The 16,024-nt window shown below is 40.0% G+C and carries 15 protein-coding genes; 3 read left to right on the top strand and 12 right to left on the bottom strand.

All coding sequences use genetic code 11. The annotated features are described in order from the left end of the window. Nucleotides 1–80 precede the first annotated feature (80 nt). A complete protein-coding gene (locus C8P64_RS16205; protein WP_108173147.1) occupies nt 81–1,472 on the top strand; it encodes a vanadium-dependent haloperoxidase in 1,392 nt (463 codons plus the stop codon). Nucleotides 1,473–1,579: 107 nt separating this feature from the next. Here the strand turns inward: C8P64_RS16205 and C8P64_RS16200 are convergent, their stop codons facing one another. Next, a complete protein-coding gene (locus tag C8P64_RS16200) occupies nt 1,580–2,308 on the bottom strand; it encodes a LytR/AlgR family response regulator transcription factor (RefSeq protein WP_108173146.1) in 729 nt (242 codons plus the stop codon). Nucleotides 2,309–2,310: 2 nt separating this feature from the next. Further along, nucleotides 2,311–3,366: a sensor histidine kinase gene (locus tag C8P64_RS16195; protein WP_108173145.1), complete on the bottom strand. Its 1,056-nt coding sequence runs from the start codon at nt 3,364–3,366 to the stop codon at nt 2,311–2,313. A 797-nt stretch (nt 3,367–4,163) separates the two neighbouring features. Here C8P64_RS16195 and C8P64_RS16190 point away from each other — a divergent pair. Both C8P64_RS16190 and C8P64_RS16185 read left to right on the top strand, forming a co-directional pair. After that, nucleotides 4,164–5,558 (top strand): hypothetical protein, encoded by a 1,395-nt coding sequence (locus tag C8P64_RS16190; protein WP_146167237.1) that lies wholly within the window; start codon nt 4,164–4,166, stop codon nt 5,556–5,558. A 214-nt stretch (nt 5,559–5,772) separates the two neighbouring features. Beyond that, nucleotides 5,773–6,117, top strand: coding sequence for a hypothetical protein (locus tag C8P64_RS16185; RefSeq protein ID WP_108173143.1), 345 nt, complete (start codon nt 5,773–5,775; stop codon nt 6,115–6,117). A gap of 120 nt (nt 6,118–6,237) precedes the next feature. Here the strand turns inward: C8P64_RS16185 and C8P64_RS16180 are convergent, their stop codons facing one another. The 10 genes from C8P64_RS16180 to C8P64_RS16135 form a co-directional block, all read right to left on the bottom strand. After that, a complete protein-coding gene (locus tag C8P64_RS16180) occupies nt 6,238–6,867 on the bottom strand; it encodes a thioredoxin family protein (protein WP_108173142.1) in 630 nt (209 codons plus the stop codon). A 17-nt stretch (nt 6,868–6,884) separates the two neighbouring features. After that, a complete protein-coding gene (locus C8P64_RS16175) occupies nt 6,885–7,454 on the bottom strand; it encodes a redoxin domain-containing protein (RefSeq protein ID WP_170106680.1) in 570 nt (189 codons plus the stop codon). Nucleotides 7,455–7,555: 101 nt separating this feature from the next. Continuing rightward, on the bottom strand, nt 7,556–9,739 hold the full coding sequence (locus tag C8P64_RS16170) for a xanthine dehydrogenase family protein molybdopterin-binding subunit (RefSeq protein WP_108173140.1): 2,184 nt from the start codon (nt 9,737–9,739) through the stop codon (nt 7,556–7,558). Between the two features lie 26 nt (nt 9,740–9,765). Continuing rightward, nucleotides 9,766–10,752 carry an FAD binding domain-containing protein gene (locus tag C8P64_RS16165; RefSeq protein ID WP_108173139.1) on the bottom strand — a complete coding sequence of 329 codons (987 nt, stop codon included), beginning with the start codon at nt 10,750–10,752 and terminating at the stop codon, nt 9,766–9,768. Nucleotides 10,753–10,782: 30 nt separating this feature from the next. Beyond that, on the bottom strand, nt 10,783–11,583 hold the full coding sequence (locus C8P64_RS16160) for a 2Fe-2S iron-sulfur cluster-binding protein (RefSeq protein WP_108173138.1): 801 nt from the start codon (nt 11,581–11,583) through the stop codon (nt 10,783–10,785). Between the two features lie 154 nt (nt 11,584–11,737). Then, entirely contained in the window at nt 11,738–12,493 is a 756-nt protein-coding gene (locus C8P64_RS16155; protein ID WP_108173137.1) for a sulfite exporter TauE/SafE family protein, read from the bottom strand. Between the two features lies 1 nt (nt 12,494). Next, a complete protein-coding gene (locus tag C8P64_RS16150) occupies nt 12,495–13,661 on the bottom strand; it encodes a molybdopterin molybdotransferase MoeA (RefSeq protein ID WP_108173136.1) in 1,167 nt (388 codons plus the stop codon). After that, nucleotides 13,661–14,653 (bottom strand): GTP 3',8-cyclase MoaA, encoded by a 993-nt coding sequence (gene moaA / locus C8P64_RS16145; RefSeq protein WP_108173135.1) that lies wholly within the window; start codon nt 14,651–14,653, stop codon nt 13,661–13,663. The genes C8P64_RS16150 and moaA overlap by 1 nt, the downstream gene beginning before the upstream one ends. Further along, a complete protein-coding gene (moaCB, locus tag C8P64_RS16140) occupies nt 14,646–15,542 on the bottom strand; it encodes a bifunctional molybdenum cofactor biosynthesis protein MoaC/MoaB (RefSeq protein WP_108173134.1) in 897 nt (298 codons plus the stop codon). Before moaCB ends, moaA begins: the two co-directional genes overlap by 8 nt. Then, nucleotides 15,543–15,986: a molybdenum cofactor biosynthesis protein MoaE gene (locus tag C8P64_RS16135; RefSeq protein ID WP_108173133.1), complete on the bottom strand. Its 444-nt coding sequence runs from the start codon at nt 15,984–15,986 to the stop codon at nt 15,543–15,545. It abuts the gene before it with no gap. Between the last annotated feature and the right edge of the window lie 38 nt (nt 15,987–16,024).

Below are 16,024 nucleotides of genomic sequence, written 5' to 3'. Positions count from 1 at the left end.
CTTAATCCTCTCTTTACCGATTAAAAAATTAATCAGTTGATTATCAGTCTACATTTGATCAAATCAATTAATTCAAGATCATGAAAACAACTGCCAAAATTTTAAACGGATTATTAATCCTCTTTATTCTGGTTTCCTGTGAAAAGGATGAACTGGAATCAACCGATCCTGATCTACTGAATTCTGCAAACAGTAAGGCTACAGATAACTTCAATAATGGTATGATCAATTCATACAGTAGCGATGTAGTAATTCAGTGGAACGAATTGTTAAGCCAATCTATAGACAACCGGTTACCTCAGCCAGCCGAAGTGAAGATCTACGTGATGGTCACCCTGGCCATGCATGACGCGCTTAACAATGTAGTCCCAAAATATGAGACCTATGCCGGGGATAATACAAATGTTGATGTTAGCGGTATTTCAAAAAAGAATATTCATTCTATTGCAGATGCTGCTGTTTCTAAAGCAGCCAGGGATATGATGGCACAGGTATTCCCCGCCTCTACCACTGCCGCAGATGCACTACTGACTTCAATTTTAAGTGGAATAGAAGATTCTGATCTTAAATCCAGAGGGATCACTATAGGCCAGCAAGCTACCCAGGCAGTTTTGCAAAAACGGTCCAGCGATTTCCCTTTAGGTTTCGCTGCTTATCCAAACTATAGTGAGCCAGGACAATTCAGATCTGACTTTATGCCCTGGATGATGGCAAATCCTCCAATATGGCCAGCGAATGCGGTTTATGCTCCTAACCTGGGAAGCCTTGCTCCTTTCGGTATAGAATCTGGAGACCAGTTTCGTGACCAGGCTCCCTTCCCTTTGAATTCTGCTGAATACATAAAGGATTATAATGAAGTAAAAGCCCTGGGTTGTACAGCCTGTCCAGACAGGACCGACGAACAAACCGAGATTGGAGCTTTCTATGTTGAAAATACTTCAAGCTTTAACAACAGGATGGCCAGAAGCCTGATTGTTCAGAAAAAACTTGACGGATGGGAAGCCGCAAGACTTATCGGTCTTATCCAAATGTCTCAGATGGATGCCTATATTGCTTCCTTTGACGGAAAGTATTATTATAATTTCTGGAGACCAATAAGCGCTATTCGTTTAGGAGATTCAGATGGTGTAGCAGAAACCGAAGGTGATGCCACATGGACACCAACCTTCACTACTCCACCAACACCCGAATATCCTTCAACTCATGCTTATAATGGTGGTGCTGCCGCAGCAGTGTTCAAGTCTTATTTTAATACAGACCATTGTGACCTGGATCTAACCAGTCCTTATAATCTACCAGATAGAACCAGGCATATCAGTAGCTTTTCGCAAATGTCACGTGATAACGCACTCTCAAGGATCTATATAGGCTATCACTTTAGAAATGCGATCGTTGTTGGAGAAAGACAGGGTAAGGAACTTGGACAGTATGTATTCGAAAACAATCTTAGGGAGATCAAAAAACTTAAATGATCATCATAAAATTTTTAAACCAGTCCGGCATCAAAACCGGACTGGTTTTGTATTCGGGGAGATATAGACTTTAAATACTGTTTTCAGGAAAACAGCGAATCCAGTAATTACCTTTCAGGCACTCCGTTAGGCAGATTTGAATTCTGCGGGACCAATTTCAAAAAGGAATACGAATAGCTCTTGCCAATAGGTAATTCTATTTTGCCTATTTCAACATCGGTCTTGGTAAATGCCGTGATCTTTTCTATAGAAACTATGTAAGACCTGTGTATTCTAAGGAACTTATTTTCCGGAAGCATTTCATCTACCTGGTTAAGACTCAGTTTTACCCGCAGCTCCCTGTTCCCATCCATGTGAATGATAACATAATCCCTGAAACTCTCAATATACAGAACCTCATCTATAAAAACTTTAACCATCTTTCTATCAGACCTGAAGTATACAAAGTTGAGCCCGAAATTTGGAGATTCAGGCAAGGGATAGTTTATCTGAAGAACTTTATTCACGGCTTTCAGAAATCTCTCAAAAGAGATTGGTTTAAGCAAATAGTCTACCGCATCAAGTTCAAAAGCTTCAATAGCGAAATCCTTATGGGCAGTCGTAAAGATCACCTTGGGAGTATAAGAAAGCGTCTTTAATAACTCGGTGCCGGTAAGTTTAGGCATATTGATATCTAAAAATATGAGATCGGGCCGGTGAATACGCATTTCATCAAGAGCTTCAAAAGCATTCTTACAGGTCGAAATTAGCTCCAGCTGAGCTATAGAAGCTATATAATTCTCCAGCACTTTAATGGCAGGAGGCTCATCATCTACTATGATACATTTGCAAGACATTTTTAAACGATTTTGGTTAGTTGTAATTTATCCAGGTACTGTTCTTCTAATTGTTCCAGTTCAACTTTTAAATTGATCACGAACACTTCTTCCAGTTTTTGACAATCCAGTTCGAATTTGTCCTTATAATAGATATCAAGCCTTTTCCTTACATTCTCCAGCCCTAGGCCACAGGGTAACTTTGTGTTTTCAGAATATTCAGGATCTATGCTATTTACCAGCTTAAAACGCAACATATCGCCTTTTTGAACCAGGTTAAAACTTATCCAGCATTGGTCGATCTGTTTGCTGGTACCATGCTTAAAAGCGTTTTCCAGGAATGGTAGTAGCAATAAGGGAGCGATCTGGAACTTTTCTACTTCTCCACTTATATTTACAGAAATATCTAACCTGTCCCCGTAACGTAGTTTTTCCAGTGCTATATAGTTTTGTAAAAGGTCGATCTCTTTAGATAAAGGGATCCTTGGGGAATTACTTTCATAGATCATAAACCTGAGCAGGGCCGATAATTTAAGGACGATCTCCGGAGCATTTGGTGAATATTCCAGGGTAAGCGAATACAGGTTATTGAGCGTATTAAAAAGAAAATGAGGATGAAGCTGCGCTTTCAATAATTTTAATTCGGCAATAGTTCTTTGCTGCTCTGCCTCCTGGGTTTGTTTTCTTTGAATATACCAGTATTTAAGAAGTTTAATGGAAGCCGCGATAGCTGCAATATGTATGAATGGAAGAATATTTCTACCTACTGAAAAAGTAGCTCCCTGCATCCTTGGATCTGAAGCGATGGAAAGTTGAGCAACCACCGTATAAAATCCACAGATAACTACCAGAATGATAAGCCCGAGGAAGAACTGCCAGTATTTCCGGTTTAAAAGGAATTTAGGAACCAGGAAATATAAAAGGCTGTATACCATGATAAGGTGCCCCGGGATAAAAAACATGGCGTTATAAATAGATTTCATGGGATCCAGACCAAACCCAAATCCCCAGGCGAAATACAAAACGACCAGAATCCAGAAGAGGATATGCAGGCCAACGCTTCTTAACTTTTTACCCACGATATCGATACAATTAAAATGTCCTTGCTATAAAATATTTTAACCTAATAACTAAACCACCGGGAGGGAATATATCCTTCTTCAGGATATTATATTTTTGAAGACTTCACTTATTTTCCTGACATATGTCACGTCAAAAAAACAAAAGAAAAGGTACGAATTAAACCTGATATTTAGATGAAATATTTATCTCTAGAGTTGCATAGTCTTGTCAGTTATTCTTTGTGTAAAATTTCATCGTCGATGATAATTTATTTATTTATCATTTTTTAAAAAGAGCCAAATATATAAGTCCCAGTTAATTTTTCAGATGCAGTATTAAGGTTCGTCGGGAATATAAGGTGCCGATATATAATTAGCTCTTATGCTATAAGATAGTTGTAGTTATGAGACCAGATACATTTCTAATCCCTCATTTTCAGTATTATAGCGATTTAGTGGGGAGTTGGTCTAAAAAATTTCCCTAAGAAGTTCTTCTTCGCTAAATTCATAAAACTATTAGCTTAAACATTTCAATTACAGACTTTTAAAATAACAAAGAAGTATTAAATTCTGGCCGTTTCCCGTTCAGAAACAGTTATTAGAAAAGGTTGATTTGATTTAAACTTATTGGTTCCCCCCGATTGCATCCCCCCGAAGAATTAAAAAGGTATTAGCGTTTTTCTAAAATAGAAAAAGGCTCTATACAATCCGTTTAAAAACTTATTCCATAGGAATAAGCTGCGAGGCAGGATCTATATCAATATGCATAGGATTTATTGAGAACAGGTACTGTTTAGTAACAAAAATCTGAATTCATGAGAAAATTAAAATTACACCTCGTATTAATGGCTGTGATCGGGCTGTTATTCTATTCCTGTAATAAGGATGAATCTGTTCCGAACGAACCTGAAATTTCCCAGGATATAGCCGTTTTATCATTTGGTCCCGTACTTAATGAAATGGTTAACAGGGCTGCGGTAAGGCAACAAATAGATGATCTGCCTGAATGTTCTGATGCCACCCCGGCTTTTGCACAATTATCCCTTACTTACGGGGAATCAGATACTCCAATTGATCTCGTGGTGGAGATCTTAAGTGATGAGAATGGATTATTTACTGCTTACGATGAAGAATTAGAAATACCTATTCCGTCTGGATCTACCACGGTATCTGTTACTTTAACCGATTTCCTGGTGCTAAGCGATAATGGAGGAATTCCGGGAGATGTGATCTGGGCAGCGCCGAAGATGGATAGTGAGTATGCCGTATTTGTAGAAACACCCCTCCCTCTTACCTGGGATCTCAGGGCTGGTTCCAAAACTTATGTAGATGTGCCCGTGCTTTGTTTTGATGACAGGCAGGTTAATCTATATGGTTATTTATTTTTTGATATTACTCCGAAAGAACTTTCAACGCTTTGCTTCTTTGCGAATTACTGTACAGAATCAGGCAGACATTATACCGCGAATTATAGCCTTGATCTTTATCTGGGAACCTCAAGTTTAGGAACTCCTTTATATCTTGATCAAACACCAGAAACAGGAAATGACGGGCAATTCTATGCAGATCCGGTATGTCTTACTGTTCCTGCACCCGAAGATGGTATAGATGCGTCTGAACCTTATCTGTATTATGAAATTACCTTAACAGACTGGCCAGATAATTATGGTACTGCAGGAAATTATATCGAGGCTGGAACTTTAAGCTGGCTCCAGGTACAGGAACTATTGAATCCAGATGGCACTACCGCTGAATACAAACATATTTATCTTAACTGTGAAGAATCTAACGACGATGGTGAAGATACTTATGTAACGGTCACTGTTGATACCAGGAATATCACGGCAGATAACCTTAATGAGACCGTATTTTTTACCGATAACAGGAGCTCAACTGCATCTAATTCAGCAGTACCTGAGAATCATATCGCGCTGGTAAACCCGAACAGAAGAATATTCTGGAGTGGAACAACTTTAGAGAGTGATACCGGAGAAACAATAATAATTACAGAGGTATACCGAAAAGAAGAAGGCGGCGAAATGATCCTTACCAGGACCTATACAGAACCAGATCTGGAAGGATTTTTAATTGGCGATGTGAGATCAGATTATATAGAAGGATTCGAATTCTATAATCTTGTCTTTACGATTTATGGCGAAACAGAACGTACTTTTACCATAGATCCAAAAATAAAGATGCAGCCAAATTAGATCTGGAAAAAATATATAATACGAAATCGCCTCTTTTAGGGGCGATTTTAATTTATGATACTTTTATTTTGATGGTTACAGGTTATCTTCCTTGCAGATTTTGCCGACTTTATGCTGAGACAGTTAAATGACAACACTTATTTACATAAAACCACGGGAATTACTTATTGAAAATAATATGGCCTCATGGCTTTAAATAAGCAAACTGACAATAATGAATAAAGCAAACAAGCTTCTGGCAATCAAACTGATCCATACTATCATCTGGATGATTTTTGTGCTGGTGATCTTCTATGTCTTATATTCCGGAGTATTCAACCAAATTACTACCCTTACCTGGATCGGTATAGGAATGGTCATTGGAGAAGGTATGTTATTAATGATCTTTAATAAATTTTGTCCTTTAACGCTAATTGCCAGAAAATACTCCGATTCTCAAAAGGATAACTTCGATATCTTCCTACCCAACTGGCTGGCAAAATACAATAAGCTTATTTTCACTTCGATCTTCCTGGTAGGAGTAATTCTGGTTCTTTTTCGGTTGATCCAAAACCAATAAACCGATAATATGCAATATTAAAATTGAATGACCAGATCTGAAAATAATAAAAAAGCCAGGTCAAATTCAATACTACTAGCACTGAGCATGATCTGGCCTTATTTTAAATTTATCTGATATTTAAGCTGTCTTAATGCTGCAACCCACTGCCTTGGTGGTTTTATTTTCAGGATCTTTCCCGGCATCCAGTGCTTTTATAGCCTCCTCCACGAACTTTTGATCTACAGAAGTTTCATCACGAGGACTATCATCTATCGCTCCATGATAACGTAGAATTCTTTTTGAATCTACTAAATATACCTCAGGTGTCTTTGTAGCGCCATACTTTGGATACACCTCCTGCCCTTCATCAAAAAGATATAAAAAAGGAAAGCCCTTTTCCTTGGCATTTTCTTTCATGGCCTCAAAGCTGTCCCCAGGCTGAACTGAAGGATCATTTGGCTGGATAGCGACCACTGGATATCCCTTTGGAGCATATTTGTTATGAAGCTCAATAAGACGCTGCTCATTCGCGATTGCATAAGGACAGGTATTACAGGTGAATACGACGATGTAACCTTTAGGAGTATTCCCGTTGGCATCTTTTATATTGTCAAAAGAATAAGTCTTGCCGTCGATGTTCTTAAGTTTGAATTCCGGCGCTTTATCTCCTACCTCTATTCCCGATACATTTGACAGATCGGATAGCCCGGAACCTATAAAGGACATCAGGAATATCGCGGCTGCTATCAGCAAAAATGTCTTTTTCATAATTAGATATATTTAGTTTATAAAAATGGTTCAATCACGTCTATAAGGTCTTTGGTATTTTCAAAAGCACCCTGAAATAATTCATTACGCTCCCGGTTGTAAATATAGGTAGCGGGGATAGCACCAGACCATTCCGGAGAAACCTTATCTATCCAGTTATTATACTTACCATCGAGCAGGACCACCACTTTATCTTCAATTTGATTTTCTTTGGCATATTCTACAAGTTTGGTATCTACATCTTTTGGGAAATCCAGGCTTACCAGAACGATCTTCATCTTTTCCTTCTTATAAATTGAATCCAGTTCTTTAAAATGTGGGAGTTCCTTGATACAAGGTTTACACCAGGTTGCCCAGAAATTAAGCACATAAGTGGTATCGTTTTCTATATTTAATAAAGGTTCCAGATCTTCAAACTTCTCATATACTGGGATACCGCTGGTATAATAATTCGGAATAGCCTTTTTGGTGCTTTTATTTTCTGAAGGCTCTTCAACTTTGGCAGTTTCCTTTTCATCTCCTTTATCCTTATTCTCCTGACAATAGGTTAAAGAAAATGAAATGATAGCTAAGAATATCAATTTCAAAAGCTTGTTATTTTTGACTGCCGGTTTCATCCTTAGACTTGAAAAAATTGAATACTAAAAATACCTTTTTTACTTAATCAATTCAATTGTTGCTACCCGGTTCAGGAAATAGCAACCCCTTCTTCTACCTCGGCTTCAATTAGTTTTTCCGGTGTGATAGGCAGGTCCCTCATTCGTTTACCCGTTGCGTTGAATATCGCATTCGCAATAGAAGCCGCCACACTGGTAATTCCCAGTTCACCAATCCCTTTTATTCCCATTTTATTGGCGATCTTATCTTCCTCAGGTAGAAACACCACATCTATATTGGCCAGATCCAGGTTCACCGGCACATGATAATCTGCAAAAGAACGGGTGATAAAATTCCCGAAATTAGGCTCCACCTGTGTTTTTTCAGCAATCACCATTCCTGCACCCATGGTAAGACCACCTATGATCTGCCCGTAGGCGGTTTTTGGATTCAGGATCTTCCCTGCTGAACCAACATTTACCATCCTTTTGATCCTGTACATTCCCGTATCTTTATCTACCCAAACTTCACAAAAGTTGGCGCCGAAAGAAAAGACTGAATATTCTTCAAATTCTTTAGATGGTTCTGCCATTCCCTCAGCTTCAAAAGTTTTGATCTGGTTTCTTTTCAGAAGTTCAGCCAAAGCCACGTTTTCATCCTGGGGAATGTTTCTATTATCTTTTAAACCTTTTACAGCATTTTCACAGGCAGCTCTAGCTCCATTACAATAGGAAGCCGCTCCCCAGGATCCGCCGGAACCCGGAGTAACTGGGAAATTTGAATCCCCCAATTCCACACTAACCTGCTCGACAGGAATCTTTAAATATTCTGATGCGGTTTGCGCGATAATGGTATAACTACCTGTGCCAATATCTGTCCCATCCATTTGTATGGTAGCATGTACTTTCCCATCATCCTCCAGGTCCAGAATTACTTTGGAATATGTTCTTTGATATGGTGAATTTCTGGAAGCCGCACTCACACCATAGCCAATAAGCCAGTTACCTTTTTTGTTCGTTCCGGGCTCCATCTTTCGGTCTTTCCAACCAAATTTATCTGCGCCTATCCTTAAACATTCTACCAGAAGTCTCGATGAAAAAGGTCGGTTTTCATGAAGGTCTGTCTGCGTGTCATTTTTTATACGGAAATCTATCGGGTCCATTTTCAGTTTCCAGGCCATTTCATCCATTGCAGATTCCAGGGCGAAACTTCCCGTGGCTTCGCCCGGTGCTCTCATCGCAAAAGGCGTTTGAATGTTCATGGGAATCAGCTTATAGGTAACCTCGTTATGGGGCACTTTATAAAGCATTTTTGAAACCATTCCGCAGGGTTCCTGGTATTCCATATTTGTAGAGGTGTGGGACAGCGTTTCATGAGAGAGCGCCGTTAGCATCCCGTCATTTTTAGCTCCAATCCGCATTTTTTGCTCATTTTGCTGGCGCATTCCTGTATTTGTAAACATCTGCGTCCTGGTAACCGTAACCTGTACAGGTCTGCCCACCATTTTAGCTGCCATCACCGCCATGATCGCGTGCCGTTCCAGGTTTAGTTTTGAGCCGAAGCCTCCACCGACAAATGCAGAAACGACCCTAACGTCCTTCTTCGGAATTTGAAAAGTAGAAGAAATAGCGATCGTGGCATCATCCACCATCTGCTGGCTCGCGTAGGCCATTACTTTTCCATTTTCCCAAGAGGCGATGATCGCATGCAATTCCATAGGATGATGATGCTCAATAGGGGTATTATAAGTTTGCTCTACCACCACATCTGCTTCAGAAAGGCCTTTCTGCATATCCCCGCGGGAATAATTAGATCCATTATCTGGAGTATAGGCTTTAGATCTCGACTCCTCAAATTTAATCACGGCCGAAGGATCTTTTTTATATTCAAATTTTACTAAACGTGCCGCATACTGTGCCTGTTCAAAAGTTTCGGCAACCACCAGTCCCACATATTCACCGTAATAATTTACTTTATTGCTCTGTAATACCGGTGCAATGCTATCTGTTCCAATAGCGGTCATTTCTTTATCAAAGGTCTTCAGCTTTTCGGCATTCTTATAGGTAATTACTTTTAGAACCCCGTCTAGTTTTTCGGCTTCAGAAGTATCTATAGAAACGATCTCTCCTTTAGCGATCGTGCTGTTGATACCCTGTGCGTAAACCTTATTTTCTACTGGAAATTCAGAAGCATATTTGGCCTTTCCCGTAACTTTAAGATGGCCTTCTACTCTATCTATGGCTTGCCCAACTCCCGATTTTTTTACTGTATTCATAATGATTTTTTGATTTTGAGGTTGGACTATACTTCCCTTTCGAATGCCTGGGTAAGCGCTCTTACGATCGCTTTTTTACCCATATCTACTTTCCATTTATTAGCTTCAAATGGTTTGGCGTCTTTCATTGCGATCTCTGCCGCCTCCTCAAAGTTGGACTGGTTAGGTTTTTTGCCTTTCAGGAATTCTTCAGAACCATAAAGTTTCCATGGCTTATGAGCAACACCGCCCATAGCCAAACCTGCCTTAGTGATAGTTCCGCTTTTTACCTGAAGTCCGGCCGCAACCGAAATCAAAGCAAAAGCATAACTGGATCGCTCCCGGATCTTTAAATAGTAATAGTGATCTGCAAATACGGGTTCGCTAAGGTGAATACCCGTTATCAATTCACCCTCTTCCAGGTTAGTGTCCTTCTCCGGTTTATCTCCCGGCAAACGGTGAAAATCTGTAAATTCTATCATTCTGGAGGAACCTCCAGGTTGCTCTAATTCTACCTTAGCACCAAGTGCAGCTAGAGCTACACACATATCTGAAGGATTGGTAGCGATACAGCTATCACTATAACCAAAAATAGCGTGCAGGGAATTCATTCCGTTCAAAGCGCCACATCCGGAACCAGGTTGCCTTTTATTACAAGGCATGGAGGTCTCGAAAAAATATGGACAGCGCGTGCGCTGTAATAAATTGCCTCCGTTACTAGCCATATTCCGTATCTGGGCAGTAGCTGCAGAAAGCATTGCCATACTAAGCAGTGGATATTGCTTTCTAATGTCTGGATGATTCGCAGTCTCAGAATTACTAAGCATGGCACCCAGGCTTAGTCCACCATTATCGTTTTTGGTGATCTTTTTATATTCAAGCTTGTTTACGTCTATTAACTGGTCTGGTCGCTCTACATCTTCTTTCATTAGGTCTACCAGGTTAGTTCCCCCGGCGAGATAATGTGAAGTTTTAGTGGTAGCCTTTAGCGCCTGTTCCTTATTTATTGCACTTGTATAGGTGAATGGTCTCATGTTCAGTTCAATTAAGTTTAATTCTCAGGTCTAAGCTTTTTTAGCTTTCTCCATTTGTTCCTGGGTAGCGAATTCCCAGGTCGGCATCTCATCATTTCCGGAATGAACTTCTTTAAAGGCCTGAACAATATTATTATAGGCACCGCAACGGCAGATGTTTCCAGACATTCTTTCCCTGATCTCCTCTTCAGAAAGATTTAAATTCTCCTCTATCTTTTTAAAATCTTCCGTCACATAACTGGCTTCTCCATTTTTAGCTTCTTCTAATAAGGCTACTGAAGAACAGATCTGTCCCGGCGTACAGTAACCACACTGGAATCCGTCATGTTTTAAAAAGGCTTTTTGCATAGGGTGCATCTCTCCATTCTTAACAAGACCTTCCACGGTAGTGATCTCCTTGCCTTCGCAGGTTGCCGCTAAGGTTAAACAGGAAAGGTTCCGCTTACCGTCAATTATTACCGTACATGCACCACATTGACCATGATCACATCCCTTTTTGGTCCCGGTAAGGGCCAGTCTTTCTCTTAAGGCATCAAGCAGACTCATTCTGGAGTCTAATGTCAATTGTTTTACCATTTCATTTACCCTAAGATTCACTTTAACTTCGTTAAGTAGTACTTGTGGATTATCTGGAAGATCTTTCATATTGCTGGCAAATAGTTCTGAAGTAAAATATGAAGAAGCCCAGATACTTAAACTGGCTGCAGAAACCTGTTTTAAGAATTTTCTCCGGGAACTCCCACTCAACCCCATTTCGTCAAGGATCATTTTTTCGTCATCGCTGAGATTCTCTAGATCAGCGTTCTTTTTCCATTTATCAATATCTTTCATAAAAAATGTATTAGGGAAGTAAGTAGGCTCCTAAAATTAAAGATTAAAATCTTGTAAAGCGTTAGCATTATGTTAATCAGAAAGAATATTTGAAGAGACCTCGTTAAAAATCTTATTGATACTCAAACATTTAAGATTTTAAAAATATTGGAAGTTATATCCTGATTCCGAATCCATTTAATAGGATAAGTCTTAAGCCAACATAGATAACAAGAATGGCGGTAAGGATTCCCAGGAATTTCAGGTTGAACTTCTTATTGGAAAGATATGAACCGAGGCTTCCGCCAAGTACTACTGCAATAATAAGTTTTATTACAAGATCAAGATCCAGTCGAAAAGTTCCGGCAACATTGAGACCAATAAGTCCTGCTACGGAATTCACCAGGATAAAAACCGAAGCCAGAGAAGCGATGATCCTGGGATCCTTCCATTTCAGAAGATTTAATACCGGTGAAAGAAAAATACCTCCACCAATTCCTGAAATTCCTGACAATAGACCAATGCTTCCTCCGAGAATGAATTTCTTGGGTTTAGAGAACTCCTGAGATTCAAGTTTACCCTTTACAAATCTTAAGCTCATAAAGATCCCAGCCAAGATCAGAGCGCTTCCCAGGATGAGGAAAAATATGGTTTGAGATAGCTTAATCTGTGCTCCTAAATATGCCATTGGAATACTTAGAACAAAAAATGGCCAGATCAGTTTTGGTTTTAAAACCCCATTTTTAATATAAATGATGGTGCCTATCGTAACCACACAAATATTCAGGATAAGCGCGGTAGAGCGAATTTCAAAGAAATCGGTTATCACCAGGCTAAGAATTGCCAGGTAACTGGAACCTCCCCCGAAGCCAACAGAACTGTAGAATAAAGCAATCAGAAAAAAGATAAATGGGAGGTATTCTAAGGGCATATTATGAAATTAGAAGACATTCTATAGGATCCCCTTTTTTAACCGAAGTTTCAGCATCAATAAATGCCAGGGCATTCCCCAGCGCCATCGATTGTATCATCGAAGAACCCTGCCCGTTCAAAATTTCCACCTTAGAATTACTGATCTTCGCTTTTAAAAATGAAGGCCGGTCTCCCCTGTTCTCAAAATCATGCGAAATAGGAAAAGAATATCTTTCGAGCCCATTTTTATCTGAACCACTTAACTGATAAAGAAAAGGAAGTACATAAACATAAAAACAACTAAGTGAAGATGCAGGATTTCCCGGTAAGGCAAAGACAAACTTATCTCCTTTCTTTCCAAAATACAGCGGTTTTCCCGGTTTCTGAAAAACTTTATAGAATTGTTCCTCTACTCCATTTTCTTCCAGCGCCTGTTTCACAAAATCATAATCTCCAACCGAAATTCCTCCGGAAAGGATCAGTACATCTGCAGTTTCCAGGGATTCTATGACCCCTGATTTTATAGGTTCAAAATCATCTGCGATCTGTTTTTTATCCTTGCAGTGAAAACCGAAATTCTCACAGGCAGCAGTAAGCGCATAGCTATTGGATTCAAAGATCTGGCCTACGGCTTTTGGCTTTCCGGGTTGTATCAATTCATTCCCGGTAGTAATTAAATTTATGACCGGCTTTTTAAAGACCTCAACTTTTTCAATTCCCAGGCTTCCAATCAAACCGATTCCTGCGGGAGTAATGCTATAGCCTTTTTCAAATACAAGCTGACCTTCTTTTAATTCTTCTCCTTTTCTGCGAATACACTGGCCCTCTTTTGGTTCTGTCTCAAGAAGTAGTTTATCTCCATGAATAGAGACCTTTTCCTGCATTATTACCGCGGTAGTTTTTCCAGGTACTTTTGCCCCGGTAAAAATGCGAACGGCCTCCCCTTCTTTCAATTCAATCTCGCTCATATCACCGGCAGCAACCTCCCCTACAATTTTATATTCTGAATGGATTCCACAGAGAGCATAACCGTCCATCGCGGAATTGTCGAATGAAGGCATATCAAATGGAGCAGTGATATTTTCGGAAAGGGAAAATCCGAGACAATTCTCAAGATGACGGTTTTCAGTTTTTAGATTTACAGATTGATCCTGAATGATCTTTAACGCTTCTTCGATTGTTACCATTAGCCTCCTATTGATATCATTGACCTGTTCTTTTCGTAATGCTCGGGATCCATTTTCACATCCATTCCATCCCGGGAATATTTCTTGGTTTTGATCGCATTAATGATAATATTATCCATTTCCTCACCATTTCTAAGTGGTGTAAGCAGATCGGTTTCAGAATTAGCGAAAAGGCAGTTCTTCATTTTCCCATCAGCCGTAACCCTAATTCTATTGCACTCAGAACAGAACGGATTGGTAATCGTACTCACGATCGAGAAACTTCCTGTATGCCCTTTCACCTTAAAATTATTGGATGTGCTATGCTTCGGGTTTTTCAATTCCTCAACTTTCCCGAATTTTTCTGAAACTATATCAAGAATTTCCTTTTCCGAAACTCCCTTGCTCCAGTCCCATTTATTGCCCTTAAAAGGCATAAACTCGATAAATTTGACCTTAAGCTTCTTGTTTTTGGTAAGCTCTATAAAATCATTGATCTCGTTGTCATTAACGCCTTTGATAAGTACGATATTCAGTTTGACTTCCATATCCATCTCTAAAGCCTGCTGAATATTCTTCCAGATCCGGTCAAAATAATCACGCTTAGTTATAAAAACCGACTTTGCTTTATCCAGAGTATCCAGGCTGAGATTGATCTTTTTTAAGCCAATCTTCTGAAAAAGATCAAGATATTTATCCAGCATGATACCGTTGGTGGTGATCTTTAAAGTGACGCCCAGTTTTGCCAGTTCTTCTAACAGGTAGCCAAAATTCTTTCGCACCAAAGGCTCCCCGCCGGTGAGTCGGATCGTATCCACCCCAAGGTCACGGAATGTCCTCGCCAGATCAATGATCTCTTCCAGAGTCATGATATTGGATTTCTCCATGAGTTCGATCCCTTCTTCAGGCATGCAGTAAAAGCAACGAAGATTGCACCTGTCGGTCAGGGAGATCCTGAGATAGGTATGCGGCCGTCCAAAATTATCTACTATTTTCTTCTTTTCTTCAATCATGTCTCTTTCCTTCTATCACTTTAAAAACGTGCAATACATGCGGAAATATCGCATCCATGCATTCTGCTGCTCCTTTGGTTGATCCTGGCAATGCCAGTATTACTTTTCCGTCCATTAACCCAGCTACAGACCTTGATAACATCGCATATGGCATACGCTGCTGACCATAATTTCTCATTTGCTCCTCTACCCCTTTCAACTTTAGATCCAGCAAGGGTTCTATAGTCTCCGGAGTTAAATCACGAGGGCCGACTCCTGTTCCTCCGGTGAAAATGACCATATCAGTTCCGGCATTCTTCAGAGCCAATCTTATTTCTTCAGGTTCATCTGGAATAATGCTAATTTCAGATTCAATTCCCTGTTCTTTCAGTTTTGAAGCGATGGCCTTGCCGGCTTTATCTTCTCCCTGACCTTTTGAAATGGTATCTGAACACACCACGATTTTTGCATTTAAGCCTTCAGAATTGACCTTAAAAGATGATTTTCCACCTTTTTTATTCTGAAGCCGGATGGTCCCGATCTCTACATTTTTATCGATAGGTTTCAGCATATCATACATCGTAAGGGCTACAATACTGGCGCCGTGCATCGCCTCCACCTCAACTCCGGTCTTATAGATCGTCTTAACCCTAACCGAGATCTGTATCTCGAGTCCGTTAATTTCGTAATCAATTCCGGTGTACTCGATTGGTAACGGATGACAGTCCGGAAGCAACTCAGGCGTTTTCTTTACTCCCAATAATCCTGCGGCTTTCGCCATTTCAAAGACATTCCCTTTCGGAACTTTATTTTCCCTGATCGCTTTAACCGTCTCTTCGCTGGAAGTCCGTACCACAGCAATGGCGGTGGCTTCCCGAAGTGTACTTATTTTATGCGTTATATCAACCATCTATTTATTCACTTTCCATTGATGAGTTTCATCTTCGAAAATCTCTTTTCCGAAAATGGGCACATTGGCCTTAATTTCTTCTACAAAATAGTTGCAGGCCTCTATGGCAATCTTTCTGTGCGCCGAAGAAGTGAAAACGAAAAGGCAAATTTCCCCGGTTTTTACCTCGCCCAGGCTATGATAAATATGCGCGCAGGTAATGTCGAATTTCGCAAATGCCGCCTCCCTGATCTCATGAAAAACATTTTCAGCCATTTCTTCATATGCTGAATAGTCTATCGCGCTCACTGTTTTCCCATCAATTTCATCGGCCCTGATCTGGCCCAGAAAAATACTATGTGCTCCAATATTGGTTTTGGACTGATGATTCGCAATTGAGTTAGCGATCTTTTCCGGCGGAATGGCACCCTGTACAAATACTTTTTTCGGTTTTTTCTTATCCATTAAATGCTATTTAACCTCATACTCATTTAGCGTCACCC

It is taken from the genome of Christiangramia gaetbulicola (assembly GCF_003054225.1).
GTDB classification, from domain to species: Bacteria; Bacteroidota; Bacteroidia; order Flavobacteriales; family Flavobacteriaceae; genus Christiangramia; species Christiangramia gaetbulicola.
The sequence above is the reverse complement of the archived record's forward strand: the minus strand, read 5'-3'. Positions and strand labels throughout refer to the sequence as shown.

Excerpts from the sequence above, each read along its gene's own strand:
- C8P64_RS16170 (WP_108173140.1), bottom strand. The coding sequence starts at position 9,739 with ATGAATACAGTAAAAAAATCGGGAGTTGGGCAAGCCATAGATAGAGTA.
- C8P64_RS16135 (WP_108173133.1), bottom strand. The coding sequence starts at position 15,986 with ATGGATAAGAAAAAACCGAAAAAAGTATTTGTACAGGGTGCCATTCCG.
- C8P64_RS16160 (WP_108173138.1), bottom strand. The coding sequence starts at position 11,583 with ATGAAAGATATTGATAAATGGAAAAAGAACGCTGATCTAGAGAATCTC.
- moaCB (WP_108173134.1), bottom strand. The coding sequence starts at position 15,542 with ATGGTTGATATAACGCATAAAATAAGTACACTTCGGGAAGCCACCGCC.
- C8P64_RS16165 (WP_108173139.1), bottom strand. The coding sequence starts at position 10,752 with ATGAGACCATTCACCTATACAAGTGCAATAAATAAGGAACAGGCGCTA.
- C8P64_RS16150 (WP_108173136.1), bottom strand. The coding sequence starts at position 13,661 with ATGGTAACAATCGAAGAAGCGTTAAAGATCATTCAGGATCAATCTGTA.
- C8P64_RS16200 (WP_108173146.1), bottom strand. The coding sequence starts at position 2,308 with ATGTCTTGCAAATGTATCATAGTAGATGATGAGCCTCCTGCCATTAAA.
- C8P64_RS16155 (WP_108173137.1), bottom strand. The coding sequence starts at position 12,493 with ATGCCCTTAGAATACCTCCCATTTATCTTTTTTCTGATTGCTTTATTC.
- C8P64_RS16205 (WP_108173147.1), top strand. The coding sequence starts at position 81 with ATGAAAACAACTGCCAAAATTTTAAACGGATTATTAATCCTCTTTATT.
- C8P64_RS16185 (WP_108173143.1), top strand. The coding sequence starts at position 5,773 with ATGAATAAAGCAAACAAGCTTCTGGCAATCAAACTGATCCATACTATC.
- C8P64_RS16180 (WP_108173142.1), bottom strand. The coding sequence starts at position 6,867 with ATGAAAAAGACATTTTTGCTGATAGCAGCCGCGATATTCCTGATGTCC.
- C8P64_RS16190 (WP_146167237.1), top strand. The coding sequence starts at position 4,164 with ATGAGAAAATTAAAATTACACCTCGTATTAATGGCTGTGATCGGGCTG.
- moaA (WP_108173135.1), bottom strand. The coding sequence starts at position 14,653 with ATGATTGAAGAAAAGAAGAAAATAGTAGATAATTTTGGACGGCCGCAT.